The organism is Streptomyces aurantiacus, assembly GCF_001418335.1.
Classification (GTDB): Bacteria; Actinomycetota; Actinomycetes; order Streptomycetales; family Streptomycetaceae; genus Streptomyces; species Streptomyces aurantiacus.
Map to the genome: position 1 here is coordinate 1 of NZ_LIPP01000115.1, position 26,096 is coordinate 26,096.

The window sequence follows — 26,096 nt, forward strand, 5'->3', positions numbered from 1 at the left end:
CAACGCGGCCGTCGATTGACGGCGCTCGTCAATCGACGGCCGCGTTGTCAGTGGCGGGGTGCACCATGAGGGCATGAGCGTGACCATCGACATCTCCGGGCTGCGCCAGGAGCGGGTGGCTGTGGTGCCCTCGCCCCTGGCCGAGTTGTGCATGGCACTGCACGCGCTGGCCGAGCCGGGCCACCACCCCGGTCTCCAGGGCTGGGTGACCGGAGTGACCGCCCGGCTCGATCCGCATCTCGCCGACCGGATGTGCGAGGCCGACTTCCTGTGGCGGTCGACGTTCTCCGACTTGTTCCTGCCGTACGCGGCGGCGGGCGGCGCCGCGCTCCCGGGTGCCACGCTCGGCGAGGAGCTGGACCTGCTCGACAAGCTGACCGACGAACAGTTCGTGGACGCGGCCCTGGAGTTCACCTGCGCCCTCCCGTACGACACGCAGGGCGCCGGCGCCCTCGCCGACGCCGCGTCCCGCCGCCGGGCCCTGATGCTGGCCGCCGCGCGCGGACCCGGGCCCGCGGAGTTCACCGAGCGGCTGCTGGCCGACCCGCCGCGGATCCGGGCCTGGCTGCGGCAGTTCCTGGAGGACTGCGACGAGGCCTTCTTCGCCGAGACCTGGTCCCGGCTGCGCCACCAGCTCGCCGCGGACGCCCGCCGCAAGACGGACCTGCTCAGACGCCGCGGTCTGGCCGAGGCGCTGGCGTCGGTGTCCCCCGCGGTGGCGCTCGACGAGGCGTCCGGCCGGGTCGTCATCGACAAGCTGGGGCACGGCCACACCACGATCCGGGCCGGCGGTCTCCTGCTCGTGCCGACGAGCCTCGGCTGGCCGCACCTCATGGTGCTGCACCGGTACGGCTGGCAGCCGGTGGTCCACTACCCGGCAGGCTCGCCCGAGCTGACGGTCCCGAACTCCGTCGAGCAGCTGACCCTGCGGATGACGGCCCTGGCCCATCCGACGAGGATGCGGCTGTGCCGGAGTCTGGCCCGCAGCGCGTTCACCACGAGCGAGCTGGCGCAGAAGCACGGCATGACGCCGCCCGAGATATCCCGGCACCTGAGCGTCCTGAAGAAGGCGGGCCTGCTCACCACCCGCCGCCGCGGCCGGTACGTCCTGCACCAGCTGGACGTCGCGATGGTGGCCCGGCTGGGCAGCGACTTCCTGGAGGGCATCCTGCGCTGACGCTCCGCTGTCGGCTCTGGACGGCGCCCAAGCCCCGCCCGTTGTCGGCTGCGGGCCGGTGGGGGCTGGTCGCGCAGTTCCCCGCGCCCCTGAAAAGCAGGGGCGCGGGGAACTGCGCAATCTTTTAGGGGCGCGGGGAACTGCGCGATCAGCCACGTCCGACCGGCAGCCGACAGCCCGCGCCGGCCCTCCGAGGCCTCACCGCGCCGCGCCCGCTCAGCCCTGCTGTCCCCCGGCCCGTACGACACCGGTCTCGTACGCGAGGACCACGACCTGGACGCGGTCGCGCAGGCCCAGCTTGGTGAGGATGCGGCCCACGTGGGTCTTGACGGTCGCCTCGGAGAGGACGAGCCGGGCCGCGATCTCACCGTTCGACAGCCCCTGCGCGACGAGGATCATGACCTCGCGCTCACGGCCTGTGAGCCGCTCCAGCTCCTTGCGCTGGGGCTCCTTGCCGGCGCTGGGCAGCAACGGCGCGAAGCGGTCCAGCAGGCGCCTGGTCGTCGAGGGCGCGACCACCGCGTCGCCGCTGTGCACGGACCGGATCGCGGTGAGGAGTTCGCCGGGCGGCACGTCCTTGAGCATGAAGCCGGAGGCACCCGCCTTGAGCCCCGAGAAGGCGTACTCGTCCAGGTCGAAGGTCGTCAGGATCAGCACCTTCGGCGGGTTCGGGTCCGAGCAGATGCGGCGGGTCGTCTCGACGCCGTCCAGTTTCGGCATGCGGACGTCCATCAGGACCACGTCGACCTCCGCCCCGCGCAGTACCTGCAAGGCCTCCACACCGTCGCCCGCCTCCGCCACGACCTCCATGTCCGGCTGGGCGGCGAGCACCATCCGGAACCCGGTACGCAACAGCGCCTGGTCGTCGACGAGCATCACGCGGATCGGCATGGGGAGGTCCTCCGGGTCGGTTCACATATGTGCACGTGTCAGTGGGCGGGCTTGAGCGGAAGCAGGGCGCTGATGCGGAAGCCTCCGCCAGGACGCGGCCCGGCGTCCAGGGTGCCGCCGACCATGCCGATGCGCTCGCGCATACCGATGAGGCCGTGGCCCTGGCCGTCGACCCCGCCCTCCTCGTACAGCTCGTGCGGGGCGCCCTTGCCGTCGTCCTCGACGAGCAGGCCGAGGCCGTCGTCGAAGTAGACCAGGCGCACACTCGCGCCCGTGTTCGGCCCCCCGTGCTTGCGGGTGTTGGTGAGGGCCTCCTGCACGATGCGGTACGCGGTCAGCTCGACCCCGCTGGGCAGGGGGCGCGGGGTGCCCTCGATCTTGAAGTCGACGGGGAGGCCGGAGGTCCGGCACTGCTCGATCAGGTCGTCGAGCTGCTCCACATCGGGCTGCGGCACGTACTCGCCGGACTCCTGGTGCTCGCCGGTGCGCAGGACGCCGAGGAGGCGGCGCATCTCCGCGAGAGCCTGCCTGCCGGTGCCGGAGATGGTCTCCAGGGCCTTCTTGGCCTGGTCGGGCGCGGCGTCGAGTACGTACGCGGCGCCGTCGGCCTGGACCACCATCACCGAGACGTTGTGCGCGACCACGTCGTGCAGCTCACGGGCGATCCGCGCGCGCTCGGCGGCGACCGCGACCTTGGCCTGCGCCTCACGCTCCTTCTCCAGCCGGGCGGCCCGCTCCTCCAGCTGCGCGAAGTAGGCGCGGCGGGTCCGCAGGGAGTCGCCGAGGACCCAGGCGAGGGCGAAGGGGACCGTCTGGAAGACCACTATCGCGACCTGGCCGCCGGCGCTCGAATGCTCGTCCGGCCAGCGCAGCTGCGCCAGCGGGGCCGCGCACAGGCCGGCCGTCAGGGCGAGCCGGGACGCCCAGCGGGTGCCGTTCGAGGCGACCGTGTAAACGATCACCAGCAGCGCGAAGTCGGCGGCCACCATCGGCATGTCCAGCAGCAACTGCGCCGCGCCCATGGTGCAGCCGAGGATCAGCATCACCTCGGGCAGGCGTCTGCGCAGCGCGATGACCAGGCACAGCAGCACGGTGATCGGGATCGTGACGACCGGAACGTCGGTCCCCGATTCCGCCGGATCGGCCGTTCCGCCCACGACCGAGATCCCGAACAGGACCACGGCCCAGAAGCCGTCGACCCATGTCGGGTACCTGCGGAAAAAATCATAGAGACGCTGCACGTAACCCAGCGTAGGGAAGCGTGCTGTGCCCAGGGGTCAACCGGAGGGTCGATCCGTAACCGCTGCTTGTACTCCCCAAGGTGGAGGCCGCCCTGAACCCGGCGCTCAGGACCTGTCCCAGGTCCGGCCCGGCCCTGGCCTAGCCTGGCGCGGTGACATCGATGCCGAGCGGTGGTGGGCGCAGTGGAGCGTGAGGCGGCGGACGGCGTGCGCGGGTGGCGCCCGGCGACCGAGGAAGCGCTGTACGGGCCCCGCGGTTTCTACCGTCGGCCCGAGGGACCCGCGGGCCATTTCCGCACCTCGGTGCACGCGTCACCGCTGTTCGCGGGGGCAGTGGCCCGCCTGCTCCGGCTCGTCGACGAGGCGCTCGCCCGACCCGCCGAACTCGCCTTCGTCGATCTGGGCGCGGGGCGCGGCGAACTGGTGACCGCCGTCCTGCGAGCGCTCCCCGCCGAAGTGGCCTCCCGCGCGCGTGGGTACGCGGTCGAGCGCGCCGCCCGCCCCGCCGGACTCGACCACCGGATCGAGTGGCTCCCGGAGCCCCCGCCGGGCGTCACGGGGCTCCTGTTCGCCAACGAGTGGCTCGACAACGTGCCGGTGGACGTGGCCGAGGTGGACGCGTACGGGGTGCCCCGCCTCGTCCTCGTGGGCCCGGACGGGACGGAGTCCCTCGGGGAACCGGTGGAGGGGCCGGACGCGCGGTGGCTGGAGACCTGGTGGCCGCTCACCCCCGCCGGCCGGCTCCCTGACGAAGGTCTCGGTACCGAAGGCCTCCGTGCCGAGATCGGTCGTCCCAGGGACGCCGCATGGGCGGCCGCCGTGGCAGGTCTCCGCCGTGGTCTCGCCGTCGCCGTCGACTACGGCCACAGCGCGGGCGCACGGCCGCCCTTCGGAACGCTCACGGGCTTCAGGGAGGGCCGCGAGACGGCACCCGTGCCGGACGGCTCCTGCGACATCACCGCCCATGTGGCGCTGGACGCGTGCGTCCTGCCCGGCGGCCGGCTGCTGAGCCAGCGGGAGGCACTGCGGGCGCTGGGCGTGAGCGGGGACCGGCCGCCCCTGGCCCTGGCCTCCACGGACCCCGCGGCCTACGTACGAAAGCTCGCGGGCGCCGGCGAGGCCGCCGAGCTGACCGCCCGCGGCGGGCTCGGTGACTTCGGCTGGCTGATGCAGCCGATCGGCATCCCGGACCCGCTGCCGGATCCGCTGCTGGACCCGCTGCCTGACCCCCTGCCGGACGGAGAACAGCCCTCTACGTAGAGCCCCTACACGTAGCAGGCTCCTACTTGTCGATGTCTCCCACCACGAAGAACAGCGACCCCAGAATCGCCACCATGTCCGAGACCAGCGTCCCCGGCAGCAGTTCGGTGAGCGCCTGGATGTTGTTGTACGAGGCCGAGCGCAGCTTCAGCCGGTACGGGGTCTTCTCGCCCTTGCTGACGAGGTAGTAGCCGTTGATGCCGAGGGGATTCTCGGTCCAGGCGTACGTGTGGCCCTCGGGGGCCTTCAGGACCTTGGGGAGCCGCTGATTGATGGGGCCGGGGGGCAGTTCCGCGAGCCGGTCCAGGCAGGCGTCCGCGAGGTCGAGCGCGTTGTACGTCTGCTCCAGGAGGCACTCGAAACGGGCCAGGCAGTCGCCCTCCTGGCGCGTGACGACCTTCAGCGTGTCCTGGAGCTCTCCGTACGCGAGGTAGGGCTCGTCCCGGCGCAGGTCGAAGTCGACGCCGGAGGCGCGCGCGATCGGCCCGCTCACCCCGTAGCCGTGCACCGCCTCCGGGGAGAGCACCCCGACGCCCCGGGTACGGCCCCGGAAGATCTCGTTGCCCAGCACCAGGTCGTCGAACCGGCCCATCCGGGAGCGCACCCCGGAAACGGCCGCACGCGCGCGCGTGGCCCAGCCGGCCGGAAGGTCCTCCTTGAGGCCTCCCACCCGGTTGAACATGTAGTGCATGCGCCCGCCGGAGACCTCCTCCATGACGTGCTGGATCTCCTCGCGCTCCGAGAACGCGTAGAAGATCGGGGTGATCCCGCCCAGCTCCAAGGGGTACGACCCGAGGAACATCAGGTGGTTCAGGACGCGGTTCAGCTCCGCGAGGAGCGTGCGCGTCCACACCGCGCGCGGGGGCACCTCCATGCCGAGCATCCGCTCCACACCGAGGACCACACCCAGCTCGTTCGAGAACGCGGAGAGCCAGTCGTGGCGGTTGGCGAGCATGATGATCTGGCGGTAGTCGCGCGCCTCGAAGAGCTTCTCCGCGCCCCGGTGCATATAGCCGATCACCGGCTCGGCGTGCTGGATCCGCTCACCGTCCAGGACGAGCCGCAGCCGCAGTACGCCGTGTGTGGACGGATGCTGGGGCCCGATGTTGAGCACCATGTCGGTGCTCTCCGCCGCGCCGCCGATACCGACCATGGTCTCCGTCGTGGGAGTCATGGGCACAGTGTCTCGTACGTACGCTTGCGGCATGGAGACGGGGACCTCGCACGACGCGGGGCAGACAGCGGGGCAGACGGCGGAGCGGGCAACAGGGCCGTCGGAGCCCACGGCGGACGAGCCGGTGTGGATCGGGCTCCCGCCGGGGCTGCTGCGGATGCGACGGCTGTTGCTGGTGGTGTGGCTGGGACTGCTGGCCATCGGTACGGGGCTGCTGCTCGGCCTGCTCGTCGGGCCCGGCTGGGCGGCGTTCGCCCTGGTGCCGTTGGCGCTGCTGCTGGGCGGCTGGTCGATGCTGGGGCGCAACTGGCGTTCCTGGCGCTATGCCGAGCGGGCGGACGACCTGCTGATCAGCCGGGGTGTCCTGTGGCGCGAGGAGACCGTCGTGCCGTACGGGCGCATGCAGTTGGTCGAGGTCACCTCCGGCCCCGCGGAGCGGTACTTCGGGCTGGCGAGCGTGCAGCTGCACACGGCCGCCGCGGCGACGGACGCCTGCATTCCGGGGCTCGACCCGGCGGAGGCGGAACGTTTGCGCGACCGGCTCACCGAGCTGGGCGAGGCCCGATCGGCGGGGCTGTGACGACGCCACCGGGCGCCCCCGAGAACGTACGGGAGGACGCGCGGGGGGACGTACGGGACGGGACCGCGCCGGCGGGGAAGGCCACGCCCGTGCTGCGTGAGCGGCGGCTGCATCCGGTGACGCCGTTGCGGCGCGCGTGGGCGCCGGTCGCGGTGATCGCCGGGTGGGCCGTGCACGATCCCGACCAGGCGCAGCGGCAGCTGACCCGGCTCACGACGACCATGCTGCTGACCGCCCTCGCCGCCGCCGTCCTGGGAGCCGCCCTCTACGGCTTCCTGAGCTGGTGGTTCACGCACTTCGCGGTGACCGACACCGAACTGCGCATCCGTACCGGCCTGCTGTTCCGGCGCACCGCGCACATCCGGCTCGAACGGATCCAGGCCGTCGACGTCACCCAGCCGCTGCTGGCCCGCGTGGCCGGTGTCGCCAAGCTCAAACTCGACGTCGTCGGGACCGACAAGAAGGACGAGCTGGCCTATCTGGGCCAGGAGGACGCCCGGGTGCTGCGGGCCGAACTGCTCGCACGGGCCGCCGGTTTCGCACCCGAGACGGCGCACGAGGTGGGCGAGGCACCGGTCCGTCAGCTGCTGCACGTCCCGGCCGGGTTCCTGGCCGTCTCGCTCCTCCTGACCGGGGCCACCTGGGGAACGCTGGCCGCCGCCGTCGTCGTACCGCCGCTGCTGTGGTTCGCCACCCACAGCGTGTGGACGGTGCTCGCGACGGCACTGCCCCTGCTGGGCGCGGCGGGCGCGAGCAGTGTGGGGCGGTTCGTCGGCGAGTACGACTGGACGGTGGGCGAATCGCCGGACGGGCTCCGCATCGACCACGGCCTGCTCGACCGCACGCACGAGACGGTGCCCCCAGGGCGCGTCCAGACCGTACGCATCGTCGAGCCGCTCCTGTGGCGGCGGCGCGGCTGGGTCCGGGTGGAGCTGGACGTGGCGGGCTCGGCCAACTCCGTACTCGTACCGGTCGCTCCGCGCGAGGTCGCCGAGTCGGTCGTCGCGCGGGTGCTGCCGGGGGTGACCGTGCCGGGCACGCTCGCCCGGCCACCGCGCCGGGCGGGCTGGTGCGTGCCGTTCTGGTGGCGGGGTTACGGGCTCGCCGTGACCGACACGGTGTTCGTGGCCCGGCACGGGCTGCTGCGCCGCAGCATCGCGCTCGTACCGCACGCCAAGGTGCAGAGCGTGCGCCTGGTGCAAGGGCCCTGGAAGCGCCTCAGGGGGCTCGCCGACGTCCGCGTGGACACGGGGGCCAACAAGACCGTGACAGCCCGGCTGCGGGACGCCTCGGAGGCGGCGGAGCTGCTGTACGCGCAGGCGGACCGTTCACTCACCGGCCGACGCGAGGCCCGGCCGGACCGCTGGATGGCCTGAGGGCAGCGGCAACGAGCCGCTGCCCTCGTGTTCTGTTCTCGGCACGTCGGTTCTCGGCACGTCTGTTCTCGGCAGCCGGACAGGGCCTGAGGGACAGCCCTTAGGAAACCGCGCTCCGCAGTCCCGCCACGTCGATCTGTTCCGTCTCGTCGTGCGCGGTCAGGTCGATGACCTGGCCGACACCGCGGGACTCCTCACCCGCGGGCCTGAACCCGGTCTCGGCCTCGGACTTGTGCAGGGCGAGCGCCTCCTGGCCCACCACGTCGGCGAGGTCCTCGTTCTGGACGGCCTCCAGCGTCTTCGCGCCCTTCTGCGTACCGAAGAAGTCGAAGCCGCCCTCGACGGGGCGCCGCGCGGGCGTGGCCGGGGCGACCGCCACTGCCGTGGGCACCGTGAAGTGTCCGGCGTGGCGCGGGGGCCGTACGAGGTCGGTGCCCGGGGACTCCGGCGCGGCGGTCGGCGCCGACGCGTGCGCGGTGTCCGGCTCGGGCGCCGTGCGGGCGGCGGGGGCGGACCGGGGCTTCGTGCGGGTCGAGGTGGACTGCAGGGACGTCACGCCGATGGGCGTGGCCCGCTTACGAGGCCGTACGGGCTCGGTGGACTGCGTGGGCACCGGTGCTGCCGCGGCGGCCGTGCGCTCGTGGCCGCCGACCGCCTCGGGCTTCCCCGGCGTCTCGCCCTCCTGCCAGGTCTCGCCCTTGGCCGGAGCGCTCGTCATGGTGCCGCCCGCCGCGGACGCGGCCTTCGGGGAACCGCCCGGCCTGGGCGCTCCCTTGCCGGGGCCGCCCGGTGAGGGCGAGCCCTTCCGGGCGCCGGTCTTCGCGGAAGTCCGCTTGACCGGGCCGCCCTTGGGGGGCGTGGTCGGCGCGGGGTCGTCCGGAGCCGGACCGTCCGGAGTCGAGTCGGCCGACTCGGAGGCGGCCGACTCGGAGGCAGCAGCTTCGGCCTCGGGCTCAGCCTCCCCTTCGGCTTCGGCTTCGGCCGTTACGGATTCGGCCGTCGGAGAGCCGGCCTTGACGGTGGGCTCATCCGCGGCCGAGTCGTCAGCCGGAGCCGCGTCCTCGGTCTGGTCGTCGGCGGCTCCGGTTTCGGTTCCGGTTCCGGCTCCCGGGAGCCGGTCCAGCGCCGCGTTGGCCTTCACGTAGAGAACCGAGGCCGCGGAGGACGCCGCGAGGGCCGCCTGGACCGTGGCCGCCGTCGCCTCGGGCGCCGCGTCGGCGGATTCCTCGGGGGCCGTCTCCTCGGACGTCGCATCCGAGTCGGTCAACTCCGGGACCGGCTCGGCCGCTTCTATCTCAAGGAGCCGGCGGCTCTCCAGTACGGTGGCCCGCTCGGTCTCCGCCGTCGCGTACCGCCGCAGCAGCGCGGCGTGTTCGTTGCGCAGCCCGGCCAGCTCGGCCCGCTTGGCACGGAGTCGTTGTTCCAGCTTGGTACGGAGTTCGCGCGACTCGTCCAGGTCGCTCTCCAGTTCGGCGACCCGTTCCTCGTAACGCCACTCGTCGCTGGCACGCCCGCGCGCGAGGTCCGCGACACGCCTGCCCGCCGAGGCGTCCCAACGGCGCAGGACGACCGCGCCCACGGCAGCCGTCACCGCGGCGCCCGCGGCCAGCCCGCGAAGCACCAATGGTTCGGAGAACAGCCATGGCCCGACGGCGCAGACGGCGGATACGCCTGCGATCGCCGAGGGGGGCAACAGCCGGTGCAGAGGTGGGGAATGGCGGTGACGTCCTCGTGGCATGGCCAGAAACTTACCGCGCGTAGGCGAATGATGGTGCCCCGCAGGGTAAAAACGCAGCCACACCGAAACCTTCTCGCCGCCCCTTGACCGGACAATCCCCTCACCAACCGCTTCCGGAGCACCAGTTCGTCTGTTCCCCAGTCGCCCCTTCGGGTACGCCCTCGGGTACGCCTCGCCGCACCGCCGGTTCCGGCACACGCCTTCTCGTTCTCAAGCGCTGTTCTCCGGACCTGTTCTCCGGGCCTCTTCTCCGGGCTTGTTCTCCGGCCCGTTCTCCGGGGACCGAATCCTCTTAACCGAAAGATCTTCAACCCGGAATTCCCCGAACTCGGCCACGCACTCGGTCACGCATTCGGCCACGCACTCGACTACGACCGTCAGCGGTCGCTCAGTCGTCCGCTGAGCCACTGGAGGGTTGCCGGGATCTCGCGCCGCCAGGTGTTGAAGTTGTGCCCGCCGCTGTCGAGGATGATCGACGAGATCCGGGTCGGCTTCCTCGCCTCCACCAGGTCGATGAACCTCAGCGTCTCCCGGTAGTTGCTCTCCCCCTGCCTGCTGCTGCTGACGAGCAGTGAGGTGTCCGGCGCGGGCCGGTGCCTGAGGTACCACATCAGATCGGCGCTGTTGCGCAACTCCTCGTCCCCGTGGAAGAGATCGCCCGTCGTGCGGTCGGTCGGCGCCCTGTAGTACGGGGAGAGGCCCGCCCCGGCGGCGTACGTCCTCGGGTGGTGCATCGCGAGCTTCAGCGCGCAGTATCCGCCCGTCGAGTCGCCGACGATGCCCCAGCTCACGGGCTTTCTGCCCACCCTGTAGTGATGTGACACGGCGTCGGGGAGGTCCTCGGCGAAGAACGACTCGGTCCGCGGGCCACCGGGGACGTCCACGCACTCGGTGTCGCGCGGCGGCGCGACGGTCGGCCGCATCATGACCAGGATCATCGGCTGCATCCTGCCGTCCTTGGCCAGCGCGTGGGCGGTCTGCGGATAGTGCAGGCCCTTGATGAGCGCCTCCGCGGTGCCCGGATAGCCGGTGAGCACGACAGCGACCGGGAAGGTACGGGTGCGGTGCCGCGGCTGGAAGTACTCCGGCGGCAGATAGACGTACGCGCGGCTCGCGATGCGTGTCCGGCGTCCGACCAGGTCGACCTTCTGGAGCTGGCCACCGGTTCGCGGCCGGGCCCCGCCGGGCACGTTGACCTGCCCCGTGTCGACCACTTCGAGCGACCCGGCGGTGCCGCCGGCGTCGTGGCCGTCGTGGTCGACCACGACGCCCTGCCCGGACTCCCGGCCGAAGAGGTCGGCCCAGCTCGCGTAGAAGCCGAACGCCTGGTTGGCGCCGAGGCCGACCGACACGAAGACCGCGACCTGCGTCGCCGTCAGCAGAGCGACCCGTCCTGCCACCGCGCGCGGGTCGCGGCGTGCGAGACGCGGCCAGCACACCACCGTGCCGGCGAACAGCAGCACCGCGAAGAGGACCGCCAGTGCCAGCACCTTGTTGCTCGTGAGACCCATCGGCTGTTCCCGCCTGCGCTTTCCGGCCGTTGGCCCGGTCTTTACGTGCCCCTTGAAGCGGTTTTCCGGAAGGGAGTGAACCTGACTCCTCAAGACACCGTCCTAGAGGGCGCAATGTCGCCGGATGCCGGATTGGCACCGGATTCAAGGTCTCTCGCGGAACTACGGGATGCGATGTCTGTCAGGATAGATGGGGAAATGTCGTACGCGACTACGGATCGAGCAAGCCGGCTGCGGGGCGTACTCCGCGGTCCGCGCCCCGACACCGTCCCCGCCCTGGCCGCCAATGCCTGCACGCTCGTAGGCGTCCTGGACATCGCCGCGGGCGTCGTCCCGCGCTATGGCCATGGCCACAGCCGCACCCCCACGCTCGCGGAGGCGCTGCCGGGCGCGTTCGGCCCCCTCGCCGCCGCCCTGTCCCTGAGTGCGGGCGTTCTGCTGCTGCTCATGACCCACGGGCTGCGCCGGCGCAAGCGCGGGGCGTGGCGGGCCGCGGTGTTACTGCTCCCGGCGGGTGCCCTCGCCGAGGCCACGTACCGGCCCTCGCTCATCGGCGTCCTCGCGTCGGTGGCGCTGTCGGCCGCGCCACTGGCCGTGCTGCTGCGTCACCGCGGCGAGTTCACGGCGTGGCCCGACCCGCGCAGCCGGTGGCCGGCGCTCGCCAACTTCGTTCTCATGGGCGCGGGTTCGCTCGTGCTCGGCCTGGTCGTCGTCAGCGTCCACCCCCAGCGCCTGGTCGGCGACCCGAGCCTCGCGGACCGTATCGCCCATGTCCTGTACGGCCTGTTCGGCCTGGCGGGGCCCCTGGACTACACGGGCGGTACGTCCTCGACGGTGGCCTTCTCCCTCGGCGCGCTCGGCCTGCTGACCGCCGGAACCACGGTCTACCTGGCCTTCCGCCCGGAACACCCGGCGGCGCGCCTCACCGAGGACGACGAGACGCGGCTGCGCGCCCTCCTGGCCAAACACGGCGGACACGACTCGCTCCACCACTCCACCCTGCGCCACTCGCCCCTCTGCCACTCCGCGCTCCGCCACTCCGCGCTCCGCCGCGACACGGCTGTCGTCTTCTCACCGAGTGGCAAGGCGGCCGTGGCCTACCGCGTCGTCTCCGGTGTGATGCTCGCCGACGGCGACCCGATCGGCGAGGTCGAGGCCTGGCCGGGCGCGATCGAGCGCTTCATGGACGAGGCCGGGGCCCACTTCTGGACACCCGCCGTCACGGGCTGTTCCACGACGGGCGGCAAGGTCTGGACCCGCGAGACCGGCCTGGTGCCGCGAGAGGCGACGTTCGCCCCCGCAACCGCCGCAACCGCACGAGTACCCCCCGTGCGGACCGCAGCCACCTCAGGGACCTCAGGGACCTCAGGGACCTCAGGGACCTCAGGGACCTCAGGGACCTCACAGGTCGCACCCGCCACACCGACCACACAGGTAACCCAGATCACACAGGGCACGGCCACCTCACAGACGCGGACCAGCCGCTCACCCCCGTGGGCCTAGGCTGGACGGTATGAGCGAGAAGAGCGGGCGAGGCCAAGTGTCAGGGCTCCCGGTCTGGGACCGCTGCGCGGTCATGGGCGTGGTGAACGTGACCCCCGATTCCTTCTCGGACGGCGGCCACTGGTTCGACACGACCGCCGCCGTCAAACACGGCCTCGACCTGGTCGCGGAGGGCGCGGACCTGGTCGACGTGGGAGGCGAGTCCACCCGCCCCGGCGCCGCCCGCGTCGACGAGGCGGAGGAGCTCAAACGCGTCATACCCGTCGTCCGCGGCCTCGCCTCCGAGGGCGTCACGATCTCCGTCGACACGATGCGCGCCTCCGTCGCCGAGCGCTCGCTCGCCGCGGGCGCCGTCCTCGTCAACGACGTCAGCGGCGGCCTCGCCGACCCGGCGATGATCCCGGCCGTCGCCGCCGCGGGCGCCCCCTTCGTGGTCATGCACTGGCGCGGCTTCCTCCAGGGCACCACCGTGCGGGGCTCGTACGAGGACGTCGTCTCCGAAGTCGTCGACGAGCTGCACGCACGCGTGGAGGCCGTTCTGGCGGGCGGTATCGCCCCGGACCGCGTCGTCGTCGACCCGGGCCTCGGCTTCTCCAAGGAGGCCGAGCACGACCTCATCCTCCTCGCCCACCTCGACCGTCTCCGGGAGATCGGCCACCCCTTGCTGGTGGCCGCGTCCCGCAAGCGTTTCCTGGGCCGTGTACTGGCGGGCCCGGCGAGCGCCCCGCCGCCCGCCCGGGAGCGGGACGCCGCCACCGCCGCGGTCTCCGCGCTCGCCGCCCACCAGGGCGCGTGGGCCGTCCGCGTCCACGAGGTACGGGCCACCGCCGACGCCGTCCGGGTCGCCCGGGCCGTGGAAGGCGCCCGCGCCCCGAAGGGCGATCGCACCGCAGAGGGAGCCCGGTGAGCGCCCCGCACACGGACGTCGAGCAGGTCGAGCTCGCCAACACCGCCTTCTACGAGGCACTGGAGCAGGGCGACTTCGAGGAGCTGTCCTCGCTCTGGCTGACCCCGTCCGACCTGGGGCAGGACGAGGAGTACCACGACCCGGCGCAGGCCGGCGAGATCTCCTGCGTCCACCCCGGCTGGCCGGTGCTCAACGGCCGCGGCGAGGTCCTGCGGTCGTACGCGCTGATCATGGCGAACACCGAGTACATCCAGTTCTTCCTGACCGACGTGCACGTCTCGGTCACCGGCGACACCGCCCTGGTGACCTGCACGGAGAACATCCTCAGCGGCGGCCCCCCGCCCGAGGACAGCGACGAACTCGGACCGCTCGTGGGTCAGCTCGTCGTCGCCACGAACGTGTTCCGCCGCACCTCGGACGGCTGGAAGCTCTGGTCCCACCACGCCTCGCCCGTACTCGCCGAGACGGACGACGACGAACCGGCCGAACCGTCCCCCTGACCGGCACCGAGGCGGCCCGGGCGGCCGGTCACCGCCGTAGTACGTTGGAGAACGTGGCGCCGGTCACGGACGCACGACGGGGAACGGTTGGCGGCCGGCCGGTCCGGACATCATGGAGACACGACGGCGGGCGTGCCCGGTGTACACCGAGTGTCCTGCCGGAGCACAGCCGGTGCACCCGCCCGGCCGCCGCGTGGACACGGGGCCCCGTGGCCCGGCCGTGTCAGTGCCCGCAGGTAGATTCGTTCGAGGCCGGTGTACCGCCCGCACCGTGGGACCGGCCCTCACCGACGATTGCAGGAGTGATTCGCGTGGATCGTGTCGCGCTGCGCGGCCTCAGGGCCCGTGGTCACCACGGTGTCTTCCCCAAGGAACGCGAAGAGGGCCAGACCTTCATCGTGGACATCACGCTGGGCCTGGACATCCGGCCCGCCGCGGCCGACGACGACCTCACGAAGACCGTGCACTACGGCATCGTGGCGGAGGAGGTCGTGGCCGTCGTCCAGGGCGAGCCGGTGAACCTCATCGAGACCCTCGCCGAGCTCATCGCCCGGACCTGTCTGAAACACGACGGGGTCCAGGAGGTCGAGGTGTGCGTCCACAAGCCGGACGCCCCGATCACGGTCCCCTTCGACGACGTGACCGTCACCATCACCCGGAGCCGAGTATGACCGCGTTCACCGAGGGCCAGAGCGACCCGACCGTCCAGCCGGTCCCCGCCTCCGTGGTGCGTCAGGTGGACGCCGCCGACTCGACCCTGCAGAACCCGCAGCGGGCCGTGATCGCCCTCGGCTCGAATCTCGGCAACCGCCTGGAGACCATCCAGGGCGCCATCGACGCCCTGGAGGACACCCCCGGCGTCCGCGTCAAGGCGGTCTCCCCGGTGTACGAGACGGAGCCGTGGGGCGTGCGTCCCGACAGCCAGCCGTCGTACTTCAACGCGGTGATCGTGCTGAGGACGACCCTGCCGCCCTCCTCGCTCCTGGAGCGGGCCCACGCGGTCGAGGAGGCCTTCCACCGCGTACGGGACGAGCGCTGGGGCCCGCGCACGATCGACGTCGACATCGTGGCGTACGCGGACGAGGTCTCGGACGATCCGACCCTCACCCTCCCCCACCCGCGCGCCCACGAGCGGGCCTTCGTCCTGGCCCCCTGGAACGACGTGGAGCCCGAGGCCCAGCTGCCCGGTCACGGCCTCGTGGCGCAGCTGCTCGACGCGGTCTCCCGCGACGGTGTCGCGCCCCGGGCCGACCTGGAACTCCAGCTGCCCGAGTAGTCGTTAAGGTCAAGACGCACACGGACAGGACACGCAATCGCGAGAGGAACTGAGTGAAAGAGCTGCGCATCAGGACGCTGGCCGCGGTGTTCCTCGTCGCCGGGGTGCTGTCGTGGGCAGGTGCCCGCCTGTGGAACTCGGTGGGGACGCTTCCCCGGGTGCCCCTGGCGGCGCCCATCGTCCTGGCTCTGATCGCCGCGGTCCTGCTGGCCACGGCGCTCTCCCTGCGGACCCGTCTGAAGGCCCAGCGCGAGCGCCGCCCCGGCGCCAAGGGGGTCGACCCCATGATGGCCGCCCGCGCGGTGGTTTTCGGCCAGGCCAGCGCCCTGGTCGCCGCCCTCGTCGCCGGGATGTACGGCGGCACGGGCGCCTTCCTCCTGGAATCCCTGGACATCCCCGCCCGCCGCGACCAGGCCATCTACGCCGGCTTCTCGGTCCTGGCGGGCCTCGCCGTCATAGCGGCGGCCTTCTTCCTGGAACGCGTCTGCAAACTCCCGGAAGACGACGACACCAACGGCGAAACAACAGCAGCGGCATAGGCCCTACGAGGGGGGCCGCGCCCCGTCAGGGGCGCGGGGAACTGCGCGCCCAGCCACGGCAGACCCGCACATACCCACAGGCAACGCATATTTCCCCGCTCTCAGCGGAGCGTCACCGCGCCATGATGAGGCTCATAGCCTCCGCACGCGTAGCCGCATCCCGCAACTGCCCGCGAACCGCCGACGTTATGGTCTTGGCCCCCGGCTTGCGAATGCCGCGCATCGACATGCACATGTGCTCGCACTCCACCACGACGATCACGCCGCGCGGCTCCAGGATCTCCATCAGCGACTCGGCGATCTGCGTGGTGAGTCGTTCCTGCACCTGCGGCCTGCGGGCGTAGACGTCCACGAGCCGGGCGAGCTTGGACAGCCCCGTGATCTTGCCGGACGTGCTCGGGATGTAGCCGACGTGCGCGACGCCCCGGAAGGGCACGAGGTGGTGTTCACAGGTGGAGAACACTTCGATGTCCTTCACCAGGACCATCTCGTCGTGGCCCAGGTCGAACGTCGTCGTCAGGACGTCCTCGGCCGTCTGCCGCAGCCCCGCGAAGATCTCCTGGTACGCCCGGGCCACCCGCCCCGGCGTCTCCCGCAGTCCCTCGCGGTCCGGGTCCTCGCCGACCGCGATCAGCAGTTCCCGTACGGCGTTCTCGGCGCGCTTCTCGTCGAACTCGCCGATCGTGCCCTCGCCGTCCAGCATCACGGGGTCGGTCATCTGGTGCCTCGTTTCTGTGCCTCACACACGCGTGGACCGCGCGTCTCGCAACCGGGCATACGAAGATGCCGTGCCCCCCAGGCTAGAACCTGGGGGGCACGGCATTCATTCCGGGCCTGGTGAGGCCGCCGGGAGCCGGGTTGTCAGCTCTCGGTGGTGCGGTCCTCGGGAGCCGTCTCGGTCGCCGGGAGCGCCTCCTTGGAGGTGTTGGCGCTCGCGGTGATCGCGGGGCTCGAACCGTTCGCACCGTTCGTCAGTGACAGCTCCCTGGGGGAGAGCACCGGCGGGCGGGTGGACGGCGTGCGGCGGGAGGAGCCGGTCCACGCGGGGCGGGCCGGACGCTTGATGAGGGGAGCGAAGACCTCGGCGATCTGCTCCTTGCTCAGCGTCTCCTTCTCCAGCAGCTGGAGCACCAGCGCGTCGAGGACGTCGCGGTTCTCGACCAGGATTTCCCAGGCCTCGTTGTGCGCGTTCTCGATGAGCTTCTTGACCTCTTCGTCGACGAGCGCGGCGACCTCTTCCGAGTAGTCGCGCGGGTGCGACATCTCCCGGCCCAGGAAGGGCTCGGTGTTGTCGCCGCCGAACTTGATGGCGCCGAGGCGCTCGGTCATGCCGTACTGCGTGACCATCGCGCGGGCCGTGGTGGTGGCCTTCTCGATGTCGTTCGCGGCACCCGTGGTCGGGTCGTGGAAGACGAGCTCCTCGGCCGCGCGCCCGCCCAGCATGTATGCCAGCTGGTCGAGCATCTCGTTGCGGGTCGTGGAGTACCTGTCCTCGTCCGGCAGGACCATCGTGTAGCCGAGAGCACGGCCTCTGGAGAGGATCGTGATCTTGTGGACCGGATCGGAGTTCGGTGAGGCCGCCGCGACCAGGGCGTGTCCGCCCTCGTGGTACGCGGTGATCTTCTTCTCCTTGTCCGACATGATCCGGGTCCGCTTCTGCGGGCCCGCGACCACACGGTCGATCGCCTCGTCGAGCATCTCGTTGTCGACCAGCTTCCCGTTGTTGCGCGCGGTGAGCAGCGCAGCTTCGTTCAGCACGTTCGACAGGTCCGCGCCCGTGAAGCCGGGCGTACGACGCGCGACGGCCGACAGGTCGACGTCCGGCGCGACCGGCTTGCCCTTCTGGTGGACCTTGAGGATCTCCAGACGGCCCTGCATGTCCGGGCGATCGACCGCGATCTGGCGGTCGAAGCGGCCGGGGCGCAGGAGGGCCGGGTCGAGGATGTCCGGGCGGTTCGTGGCGGCGATGAGAATCACGCCGCCCTTCACGTCGAAGCCGTCCATCTCGACGAGCAGCTGGTTCAGCGTCTGCTCGCGCTCGTCGTGACCGCCGCCGAGGCCGGCGCCGCGATGGCGGCCGACCGCGTCGATCTCGTCCACGAAGACGATCGCCGGGGCGTTCGCCTTGGCCTGCTCGAACAGGTCACGGACTCGGGAGGCACCGACACCGACGAACATCTCGACGAAGTCGGAACCGGAGATCGAGTAGAAGGGAACGCCCGCCTCGCCCGCGACGGCGCGTGCGAGCAGCGTCTTGCCCGTACCGGGAGGCCCGTACAGGAGGACGCCCTTGGGGATCTTGGCGCCGACGGCCTGGAACTTCGCCGGCTCCTGGAGGAACTCCTTGATCTCGTGGAGTTCCTCGACCGCCTCGTCCGCGCCCGCCACGTCGGCGAACGTCGTCTTCGGGGTGTCCTTGGTGATGAGCTTCGCCTTGGACTTCCCGAACTGCATGACCCGGGAGCCGCCGCCCTGCATCTGATTCATCAGGAACAGGAAGACGACGACGATGAGGACGAAGGGAAGCAGGGACAGCAGGATGCCGACGAAGGCGTTCTGCTTGGTCGGCGAGACCGTATAGCCGTCCGGAATCTGCTTGTTCTGGTACTTGTCCTGGAGGGTGGTGGCCAGGTTCACACCCTGGTCGCCGATGTAGCTCGCCTGGATCTTCGAGCTGCCCTCGATCTTTTCGCCGTCTTTGAGCTCGGCTTTGATGATCTGCTCGTCGCCAGTGGTGATCTTGGCCTGTTTGACCTTGTTGTCACTGATCGCCTGGACGACCTGGCCGGTGTCCACCGTCTTGTAGCCGCCGGACGAGCCGACGACCTGCATCAACACGACCACGGCAAGGACGGCCAGCACGATCCACATGACCGGCCCACGGAAGTATCGCTTCACGTCCATCCATACGGAGCGGTGTCGCCCCGTCCCTCCTGCCATAGTGAGTTTGATTAAGACTGTTCTTCGGACGGTACCTCAGCATTGTCACCCGAAGCCGCACGGTCCGGCTGACAGACCCCGTCCACGTATGCTCCAACGGCGCGAACCCCGCTGGGGTTCCCGGCCGTCCTACCGGGGTCGGACCCCGCCGGGCGGGGTGTCACCCGTCCAGGGTGCCTCAGCCGCCGTAGACATGGGGCGCGAGCGTACCGACGAACGGCAGGTTCCGGTACTTCTCCGCGTAGTCGAGGCCGTACCCGATGACGAATTCGTTCGGGATGTCGAAGCCGACCCACTCCACGTCGATCGCGACCTTCGCGGCCTCGGGCTTGCGCAGCAGCGTGCACACCTTGAGGGACGCGGGCTCGCGGGAGCCGAGGTTGGAGATCAGCCAGGACAGCGTCAGACCGGAGTCGATGATGTCCTCGACGATCAGGACGTGCCTGCCCTTGATGTCGGTGTCGAGGTCCTTGAGGATCCGCACCACTCCGGAGGACTGGGTGCCCGCGCCGTACGAGGAGACGGCCATCCAGTCCATGGTGACGGGGGTGGACAGGGCCCGGGCCAGGTCCGCCATGACCATCACGGCGCCCTTGAGGACACCGACGATCAGCAGGTCCTTGTCCGCGTACTCCGCGTCGATCTTCGCGGCCAGCTCGATCAGCTTCGCGTCGATCTCTTCCTTGGTGATGAGCACCGACTGGAGGTCGGTGCCCAGGTCTTTCGCGTCCACCCGCATCACTTTCGGTCGTCCCACCGGCTGCTTCGCGACGGCCCTCCGCTGGAGGGGCCGCTCCCCGAAGGGGTTGCCCTCCGGGGGAGTCGCCGCCCGGAAGGGCGACTCTTCTTCAGCCTTGCCGAATCACCAGTCTGCCACCCTGCCGCTGGGCGACGACCTTGCCCGGCAGGTTGATGGCTCCCTGGCCGCGCCAGCCGGTGATCAGCCGGTCGATCTCCTCGATGTGCCGGGCGAACAGCGAACCGGCGGGCGCCCCCGCCTCGATGGCGGCGCGGCGCAGGATGCGGCGGCGCACGGCGGGCGGCAGGGCGTACAGCTTGGCGCACTCCAGGAGGCCCGCAGCGTCGCGCACGGAGGCCTCGGCCCGGCCGGCCCACGCGTCGAGCGCGTCGGCGTCGTCACGGGACAGCTGGGCCGTACGGGCGAGTGCCTCGACGACGCCCTTGCCGAGCGCCTTCTCCAGCGCGGGCAGCCCCTCGTGGCGCAGCCGGGAACGGGTGTACGCGGGGTCGGCGTTGTGCGGGTCGTCCCAGACGGGCAGCGACTGGACCATGCAGGCCTTGCGGGCGGTCTGCCGGTCCAGGTGCAGGAACGGACGGCGGTAGCGGCGATCCGCGCCCTGCCCTCCGGAGACGGCTGCCATGCCGGACAGGGAGCGGGTCCCGGAGCCGCGGGCGAGGCCGAGCAGGACGGTTTCGGCCTGGTCGTCGCGGGTGTGGCCGAGCAGGACCGCGGCGGCGCCGTGCCGCTCGGCGGCGGCGTCCAGAGCGGTGTACCGGGCGTCGCGGGCGGCGGCTTCGGGGCCGCCGTCGCGGCCGACGCTGACCACGACGGACTCGGCGGGGGCCAGTCCCAGTTCGGTGAGCCGCAGGACGACCTCGTCGGCGCGCAGGCCGGACCCGGGCTGCAGTCCGTGGTCGACCGTGACGCCGCCGGCGCGGATGCCCAGCTTGGGCGCCTCGAAGGCGAGGGCGGAGGCGAGCGCCATGGAGTCGGCGCCGCCCGAGCACGCGACCAGCACGAGCGGCGCGCGCGAGGGCCCGCCGGGGACGCTGTCGGGAGCGCGGTCACGGCCGGACGCGCGACCGGCGGTGCGCTCCCGGTCGGACGCACGATCGAGGAGGTGGTCGGGGGCGTGATCGGTGAGGATGTCGTGAAGTACGCGGCGGACCGCCAGGCGTATCGCCGCGACCGCAGGATGGGGACCCATGTCCGGTTCCCTTCATGAAATTGTCGGGGGGTGAGCCCGAGGTTCGGTCACTCAGAGTGTGTTGATGGTGACAGAACCGGGCCGTTCCCTGAGCATTGCACGCCTACCCATGCCCCACGGTCCCTCGGACGGGTGATTGGAGGGGCGCTCACCTGCCGTCGGCCGGATTCAGTTCACGACTCCGTCTTGCGGTGCACCCGCGCGACCCAGTCCGCCGGTTTGGCGATCTCCGACTTGGTGGGGAGCGTGTTCGGCGAGGTCCATACGCGGTTGAAGCCGTCCATGCCCACTTCGTCCACGACGGCGCGGACGAACCGCTCGCCGTCCCGGTACTGGCGCAGCTTCGCGTCGAGGCCCAGCAGCTTGCGCAGGGCGAGGTCGAGGCGGGAGGCGCCGCGGGCGCGCCGCTGCTGGAACTTCTCCCGGATCTCGGCGACGGACGGGACCACGGCCGGGCCGACACCGTCCATCACGAAGTCGGCGTGGCCCTCCAGGAGGGACATCACGGCGGTGAGCCGGCCGAGGATCTCGCGCTGGGCGGGGGTCTGCACGATCTCGACGATGGAGCGTGCCTCGTCGCCCTCCTCGCCCTCGGGGCGGCTGCCGGCGAGGGACTGGGCGGCCTCGCGGACGCGCTCCAGGACGGTCATGGGGTCGACCTCGGTCTCTCCCAGGAAAGACTGGATTTCGCCCTCAAGGTGGTCGCGCAGCCAGGGCACGGCCGTGAACTGCGTGCGGTGGGTCTCCTCGTGGAGGCAGACCCAGAGCCTGAAGTCGTGGGGCTGGACGTCGAGTTCGCGCTCCACGTGCACGATGTTCGGCGCCACCAGGAGCAGCCTGCCGCCGCCGTTCGGCGAACCCGGGGGGCCGCCGGCCGGGAGGTCCCGGGTGGCGGGGGCGAACGTCTCGTACTGGCCGAGGACCCTGGAGGACAGGAAGGACAGCAGCATGCCCAGCTCGACGCCGGTGACCTTGCCGCCGACGGCGCCGAGGACGGCTCCGCCGGGAGTGCTGCCGCGACGTTCCTGCATCTTGTCGAGCAGCGGTTTGAGGATCTCCCGGAACCCGGCGACGTTCGCCCGGACCCAGCCCGGCCGGTCGACGACGAGGATGGGGGTGTCGTGGAGATCGTCCCCGCCCATCCGCGTGAAGCCGCGGACGTGTTCCTCCGACGCCTTCGCATGCCGGCGCAGCTCGGCGACGACGGCCCTGGCCTCGTCGCGGCTCACCTCTGGGCCCGGCCGTACGAGCCGGGTCGCGGTCGCCACCGCGAGATTCCAGTCGACCATCTCGGCACCACCGATGCTCGTCATGCAGTCAACCGTACGTGAGCGCTGCCGCTTGGGGCAGGGGTGGACGGTGGGGGTGCCCCCTTTGTCGATCGTCCGCGGGTGCGCTGTGGCCGGGCGCGCAGTTCCCCGCGCCCCTTACGGGGCGCTGCCCCTCAAGGGGCGCGCCCGAGCCAGGACCGGAAATCTTCAGTCGCAGCCGCAGGTCGCCAGGGTTGACGCCAGTTGGTCCAGGGTCTGCTGGGTGGTCGTGGGGTTCGCGGGTGGGGTGGACGAGGTCAGGAAGGCGAAGGCCAGCAGGCGGCCGTCCTTGTCCACGACCGTGCCCGCCAGCGTGTGGACGCCGGTCAGGGTGCCTGTCTTGGCGCGTACGAGGCCGGTGCCCGGCCGGCCCGCGTAGCGCTTGCTGAGGGTGCCGGTGAAGCCGGCGACGGGGAGCCCGGTGAGGACCGGGCGGAGTTCGGGGCGGTCCGGGGCGGCGGCCTCGGCCAGCAGGGCCGTGAGGAGGTTCGCGGTGAGTTTGTCCGCGCGGTCCAGGCCGCTGCCGTCCGCGAACCGGGCGCCCTTGAGGGGCAGCCCGAGCTTCTTCAGCTCCTTGCCGGTCGCCGCGGCGCCGCCCGCGAAGCTCGCCGGTTCGCCGGAGGCGAGGGCGGTCTGGCGGGCGAGGGCCTCGGCGATGTCGTTGTCGCTGCTGGTCAGCATGCGTTCGACCAAGGCGGACAGCGGCGGGGACTGCACCTTGGCGAGGGGCTCGGCGCGGTCGGTCGCCTTGGAGGGGCCGGGCGCGGTGGTCTCGATGCCGCGGTCCTTCAGCAGCTCCGCGAACTTCTTCGCCGCGTCGGCCGCCGGGTCCGCGCCGCGGTCGGCGGGGCCGCTGGAGGAGTCGTCGAGGCGGGCCTCGTCGGCCATCAGGGCGGTGACCGGGGCGAGGTTGGTGTTGGGGCCGATGGGGTGCACGGCGGAACCCGCGTACAGCGAGGTGTCGTACGAGAGGGTCACCTCCGCGGTCTTGCGGGACTTCAGAGCGCGGGCCGTGTCGTCGGCGAGGGAGCGCAGGCTCGCGTTGCCGTTCGCGTCCTTGCGGGCGGTCAGGGTGGGATCGCCGCCGCCGACGAGGATGACCTCCTCGGTGCCGGGTTCGAGGACGGTCCTGGTCGGGATGCGGTGGTCCCCGCCGACGGCACCGAGCGCCGCGACGGCCGTGGCGATCTTCGTGGTGGAGGCCGGGGTCAGCGCGTCGTCCGCGCCCTTGCCGTACAGGCGTTCGCCGGTGGCCATGTCGACGACGGCGCCCGCGCGGCCGGCACCGAGCGAGGGGTCGTCGAGCAGCGGTCCCAGGACGTCCGCCAGAGCCTTCTCCGTGGGGGGCGAGCCCGTGGAGCGGCCAAGGCCGGCGAGCACGGACACGGCGCTGGGGGCGGGTGCCGGCGCCTTTCCGGACGTACCGGACACAAGTCCGTGATCTGCGCCACCTGCGCGCTCCCGCGATGCGGCCCAGTCGCGCTCCGCCGTACGCTGACCGGTGGAGTCCCAGGGCCCGGCAGCGGTGACCACGGTGACCGCCACGACGAGTCCGAGGGTGGCGGCGCCCGTCGTGAACTGCACGGTCGACGGTCGCCTGACCAGCGGTTTCACGACTTCTGTCGCCCGAGCGAGCGGTGGCTTCAGGGTTTGTGCCGCCTTGGCGAGCGGTGGCCGCACGGCCTCCGCGGCCCGTGCGAGTCGCGGTTTCACGGATCGCGCGACCCGCGCCACATGCGGTCTCGCGGCCCGCCAGGCCCTCAGCTCCGGCACGACCACCAGCCCCTTTCGCGATCACACACCTGCGTGAGGGACACTTAACCACCAGAACTATGTGTTGATCATGGAGGAGCCACCGGTGGAGTTCGACGTCACGATCGAGATTCCGAAGGGTTCACGGAACAAGTACGAGGTGGACCACGAGACCGGTCGGATCCGTCTGGACCGTCGCCTCTTCACCTCGACCAGCTACCCGGCCGACTACGGCTTCGTCGAGAACACCCTCGGCGAGGACGGCGACCCGCTGGACGCGCTGGTCATCCTGGACGAGCCGACCTTCCCCGGCTGCCTCATCCAGTGCCGCACCATCGGGATGTTCCGTATGACGGACGAGGCCGGCGGCGACGACAAGCTGCTGTGCGTTCCCGCGCACGACCCGCGTGTGGAGCACCTGCGGGACATCCACCACGTGTCGGAGTTCGACCGTCTGGAGATCCAGCACTTCTTCGAGGTCTACAAGGACCTGGAGCCGGGCAAGTCCGTCGAGGGCGCCAACTGGGTGGGCCGTACGGACGCCGAGGCCGAGGTCGAGCGGTCGTACAAGCGTTTCAAGGAGACGGGCGGTCACTGATCTCCTCGGGTCCCTGGGATCTCCCTGGGTCCCTGGGATCTCCTTGGGCCTCCTTGTGCGCTGCGGGCCGCGTGACCTCGACCGGGTCGCGCGGCCCGTTCGTATGTAAGTGCGCATACTGGGCATGCTGGGCGTACTGGAGGTGCGATTCGGGAGCTTCGGGAGCTGTGGTGTCGGGAGTTGTGGGTGACTGAGCCGGAGGCCGAGGACCGTAAGCCGCAGTCGGACGAGGCACGCAGCGCCTTCGTTCCGCCGGACGGTGTGGTGGCGCAGGCCCCGCCCGTCGAGGAGGAGCCGTCGACGACGTCCGAGTTCGCCCTGCCCAAGGGCCTCGACGTCCCTCAGACGCCGGCCGTCGCCGAGTCCGAGGGGTCGGCGTTCAGCTCTCCGAGGACGTACCGCTCCAGGCAGGCGCCGCTCGCGTTCACCCCGCCGGCGGGCATACCGCGGGTCGACCTCGTCAGGGACGCCCCCTGGCAGGACCGGATGCGCACGATGCTGCGCATGCCGGTCGCCGATCGGCCGGTGCCCGACATCGTGCAGAAGGCGGAGGACGAGGGTCCCGCCGTGCCGCGCGTCCTCGACCTCACCCTGCGTATCGGCGAGTTGCTGCTCGCGGGCGGGGAGGGCGCCGAGGACGTGGACGCGGCGATGTTCGCCGTCTGCCGTTCCTACGGCCTCGACCGCTGCGAGCCGAACGTCACCTTCACCCTGCTGTCCATCTCGTACCAGCCGTCGCTGGTCGACGATCCGGTGACCGCGTCGCGGACCGTACGGCGCCGGGGCACCGACTACACGCGTCTGGCGGCCGTCTACCAACTCGTCGACGACATCAGCGACGACGAGACCGAGATCTCCCTGGAGGAGGCCTACCGGCGCCTCGCGGAGATCCGCCGCAACCGGCACCCGTACAGCGGCTGGGTGCTGACCGTCGCCACCGGGCTGCTCGCGGGCGCGGCCTCCGTGCTCGTCGGCGGTGACGTGATCGTCTTCGTCGCGGCGGTCGTCGGCGCGATGCTGGGCGACCGGCTGGCGTGGCTGTGCGCCGGGCGCGGACTGCCGGAGTTCTACCAGTTCACGGTGGCCGCGATGCCGGCCGCCGCGATGGGTGCCGCGCTCACGGTCGCGCACGTCGACGTGCGCGCGTCCGCGGTGATCACCGGTGGGCTGTTCGCGCTGCTGCCCGGACGGGCGCTGGTGGCCGGCGTGCAGGACGGGCTGACCGGCTACTACATCACCGCCGCGGCCCGGCTCCTGGAAGTCATGTACTTCTACGTCGGCATCGTCATCGGCGTCCTCGTGATCCTGTACTTCGGCGTGACGCTGGGCGCCGAGCTGAACCCGGACGCGGCCCTGGAGTCCGCCGAGCGGCCGGGGTGGCAGATCGCCGCGTCGATGCTCCTGACGGTCAGCTTCGCGGTCCTGCTCCAGCAGGAACGTTCCACCGTGCTGATCGTGACCCTCAACGGCGGGGTCGCGTGGAGCGTGTACGGCGCGATGCACTACGCGGGCGAGATCTCGCCGGTCGCCTCGACGGCCGTGGCCGCCGGGCTCGTGGGGCTGTTCGGGCAGCTCATGTCGCGCTACCGGTTCGCCTCGGCGCTGCCGTACACGACCGCCGCGATCGGGCCGCTGCTGCCCGGTTCCGCCACGTACTTCGGGCTGCTCGCGATCGCCGAGAACGACGTCGACGCGGGGCTGGTGTCGCTCAGCAAGGCGGCCGCGCTCGCGATGGCCATCGCGATCGGGATGAACCTGGGGTCGGAGATCTCACGGCTGTTCCTGCGGCTGCCGGGGGCTACGGCGGCGGCTCGGCGGGCCGCGAAGCGCACCCGCGGGTTCTGAGGTTTTTTTGGGGGCTGACCGTCGTTGTG

At 71.4% G+C, this 26,096-nt stretch carries 22 protein-coding genes and 1 pseudogene; 12 read left to right on the top strand and 11 right to left on the bottom strand.

Annotation, left to right across the window (positions count from 1 at the left end):
- The first annotated feature begins 73 nt into the window (after positions 1-73).
- The gene (locus tag AOK01_RS16575) at positions 74-1,177 is read left to right on the top strand and encodes a DUF5937 family protein (RefSeq protein ID WP_055512307.1); all 1,104 of its coding nucleotides are present in this window, start codon (positions 74-76) and stop codon (positions 1,175-1,177) included.
- 216 nt (positions 1,178-1,393) lie between these two features.
- On the opposite strand, the gene AOK01_RS16580 is transcribed toward AOK01_RS16575, so the two are convergent.
- Together AOK01_RS16580 and AOK01_RS16585 are read right to left on the bottom strand one after the other, a co-directional pair.
- Complete coding sequence (locus AOK01_RS16580; protein WP_055512308.1) at positions 1,394-2,068, bottom strand: response regulator; 675 nt, start codon at positions 2,066-2,068, stop codon at positions 1,394-1,396.
- A 38-nt stretch (positions 2,069-2,106) separates the two neighbouring features.
- Positions 2,107-3,309, bottom strand: a complete 1,203-nt coding sequence (locus tag AOK01_RS16585; RefSeq protein WP_055512310.1) for a sensor histidine kinase — start codon at positions 3,307-3,309, stop codon at positions 2,107-2,109.
- A 183-nt stretch (positions 3,310-3,492) separates the two neighbouring features.
- On the opposite strand from AOK01_RS16585, the gene AOK01_RS16590 reads away from it, so the two are divergent.
- Complete coding sequence (locus AOK01_RS16590; protein WP_055512312.1) at positions 3,493-4,569, top strand: SAM-dependent methyltransferase; 1,077 nt, start codon at positions 3,493-3,495, stop codon at positions 4,567-4,569.
- A 22-nt stretch (positions 4,570-4,591) separates the two neighbouring features.
- On the opposite strand, the gene AOK01_RS16595 is transcribed toward AOK01_RS16590, so the two are convergent.
- Positions 4,592-5,743: an NADH-quinone oxidoreductase subunit D gene (locus tag AOK01_RS16595; RefSeq protein ID WP_055512314.1), complete on the bottom strand. Its 1,152-nt coding sequence runs from the start codon at positions 5,741-5,743 to the stop codon at positions 4,592-4,594.
- A 31-nt stretch (positions 5,744-5,774) separates the two neighbouring features.
- Here AOK01_RS16595 and AOK01_RS16600 point away from each other — a divergent pair, with 31 nt between their 5' ends.
- A complete protein-coding gene (locus tag AOK01_RS16600) occupies positions 5,775-6,323 on the top strand; it encodes a PH domain-containing protein (protein ID WP_079103472.1) in 549 nt (182 codons plus the stop codon).
- 89 nt (positions 6,324-6,412) lie between these two features.
- Positions 6,413-7,699: a PH domain-containing protein gene (locus tag AOK01_RS16605; RefSeq protein ID WP_055512396.1), complete on the top strand. Its 1,287-nt coding sequence runs from the start codon at positions 6,413-6,415 to the stop codon at positions 7,697-7,699.
- Positions 7,700-7,799: 100 nt separating this feature from the next.
- On the opposite strand, the gene AOK01_RS16610 is transcribed toward AOK01_RS16605, so the two are convergent.
- Together AOK01_RS16610 and AOK01_RS16615 are read right to left on the bottom strand one after the other, a co-directional pair.
- The gene (locus tag AOK01_RS16610; RefSeq protein WP_063792810.1) at positions 7,800-9,437 is read right to left on the bottom strand and encodes a hypothetical protein; all 1,638 of its coding nucleotides are present in this window, start codon (positions 9,435-9,437) and stop codon (positions 7,800-7,802) included.
- A 377-nt stretch (positions 9,438-9,814) separates the two neighbouring features.
- The gene (locus AOK01_RS16615) at positions 9,815-10,948 is read right to left on the bottom strand and encodes an alpha/beta hydrolase (protein WP_055512318.1); all 1,134 of its coding nucleotides are present in this window, start codon (positions 10,946-10,948) and stop codon (positions 9,815-9,817) included.
- A 198-nt stretch (positions 10,949-11,146) separates the two neighbouring features.
- Between AOK01_RS16615 and AOK01_RS16620 the strand changes: the two are divergent.
- The 6 genes and pseudogenes from AOK01_RS16620 to AOK01_RS16645 all read left to right on the top strand — a co-directional run.
- A pseudogene (locus AOK01_RS16620) lies at positions 11,147-12,220 on the top strand (phosphatidylglycerol lysyltransferase domain-containing protein); the annotation flags it as partial.
- Between the two features lie 241 nt (positions 12,221-12,461).
- Complete coding sequence (gene folP, locus AOK01_RS16625) at positions 12,462-13,358, top strand: dihydropteroate synthase (protein WP_079103474.1); 897 nt, start codon at positions 12,462-12,464, stop codon at positions 13,356-13,358.
- Positions 13,355-13,858: a nuclear transport factor 2 family protein gene (locus AOK01_RS16630; protein WP_055512322.1), complete on the top strand. Its 504-nt coding sequence runs from the start codon at positions 13,355-13,357 to the stop codon at positions 13,856-13,858. The genes folP and AOK01_RS16630 overlap by 4 nt, the downstream gene beginning before the upstream one ends.
- 311 nt (positions 13,859-14,169) lie before the next feature.
- Positions 14,170-14,529: a dihydroneopterin aldolase gene (gene folB, locus AOK01_RS16635; protein WP_055512324.1), complete on the top strand. Its 360-nt coding sequence runs from the start codon at positions 14,170-14,172 to the stop codon at positions 14,527-14,529.
- A complete protein-coding gene (gene folK, locus AOK01_RS16640; RefSeq protein WP_055512326.1) occupies positions 14,526-15,134 on the top strand; it encodes a 2-amino-4-hydroxy-6-hydroxymethyldihydropteridine diphosphokinase in 609 nt (202 codons plus the stop codon). Before folB ends, folK begins: the two co-directional genes overlap by 4 nt.
- A gap of 53 nt (positions 15,135-15,187) precedes the next feature.
- Complete coding sequence (locus AOK01_RS16645; RefSeq protein ID WP_055512328.1) at positions 15,188-15,673, top strand: DUF3180 domain-containing protein; 486 nt, start codon at positions 15,188-15,190, stop codon at positions 15,671-15,673.
- A 112-nt stretch (positions 15,674-15,785) separates the two neighbouring features.
- Here AOK01_RS16645 and folE read toward each other — a convergent pair whose 3' ends face one another.
- The 6 genes from folE to dacB form a co-directional block, all read right to left on the bottom strand.
- A complete protein-coding gene (folE, locus tag AOK01_RS16650) occupies positions 15,786-16,391 on the bottom strand; it encodes a GTP cyclohydrolase I FolE (protein ID WP_055512332.1) in 606 nt (201 codons plus the stop codon).
- Between the two features lie 143 nt (positions 16,392-16,534).
- Positions 16,535-18,577: an ATP-dependent zinc metalloprotease FtsH gene (gene ftsH / locus AOK01_RS16655; protein ID WP_055512334.1), complete on the bottom strand. Its 2,043-nt coding sequence runs from the start codon at positions 18,575-18,577 to the stop codon at positions 16,535-16,537.
- Positions 18,578-18,791: 214 nt separating this feature from the next.
- Positions 18,792-19,352, bottom strand: a complete 561-nt coding sequence (gene hpt, locus AOK01_RS16660; RefSeq protein WP_055512337.1) for a hypoxanthine phosphoribosyltransferase — start codon at positions 19,350-19,352, stop codon at positions 18,792-18,794.
- Positions 19,353-19,461: 109 nt separating this feature from the next.
- Complete coding sequence (tilS, locus tag AOK01_RS16665) at positions 19,462-20,562, bottom strand: tRNA lysidine(34) synthetase TilS (RefSeq protein WP_055512339.1); 1,101 nt, start codon at positions 20,560-20,562, stop codon at positions 19,462-19,464.
- A gap of 173 nt (positions 20,563-20,735) precedes the next feature.
- Positions 20,736-21,875: a zinc-dependent metalloprotease gene (locus AOK01_RS16670; RefSeq protein WP_055512340.1), complete on the bottom strand. Its 1,140-nt coding sequence runs from the start codon at positions 21,873-21,875 to the stop codon at positions 20,736-20,738.
- 165 nt (positions 21,876-22,040) lie between these two features.
- Positions 22,041-23,651, bottom strand: a complete 1,611-nt coding sequence (gene dacB, locus AOK01_RS16675) for a D-alanyl-D-alanine carboxypeptidase/D-alanyl-D-alanine endopeptidase (RefSeq protein WP_079103475.1) — start codon at positions 23,649-23,651, stop codon at positions 22,041-22,043.
- A 79-nt stretch (positions 23,652-23,730) separates the two neighbouring features.
- Between dacB and AOK01_RS16680 the strand changes: the two genes are divergently transcribed.
- Positions 23,731-24,222 (top strand): inorganic diphosphatase, encoded by a 492-nt coding sequence (locus AOK01_RS16680; RefSeq protein ID WP_055512344.1) that lies wholly within the window; start codon positions 23,731-23,733, stop codon positions 24,220-24,222.
- A gap of 186 nt (positions 24,223-24,408) precedes the next feature.
- Positions 24,409-26,067: a threonine/serine exporter family protein gene (locus AOK01_RS16685; RefSeq protein ID WP_055512345.1), complete on the top strand. Its 1,659-nt coding sequence runs from the start codon at positions 24,409-24,411 to the stop codon at positions 26,065-26,067.
- Positions 26,068-26,096: the final 29 nt, after the last annotated feature.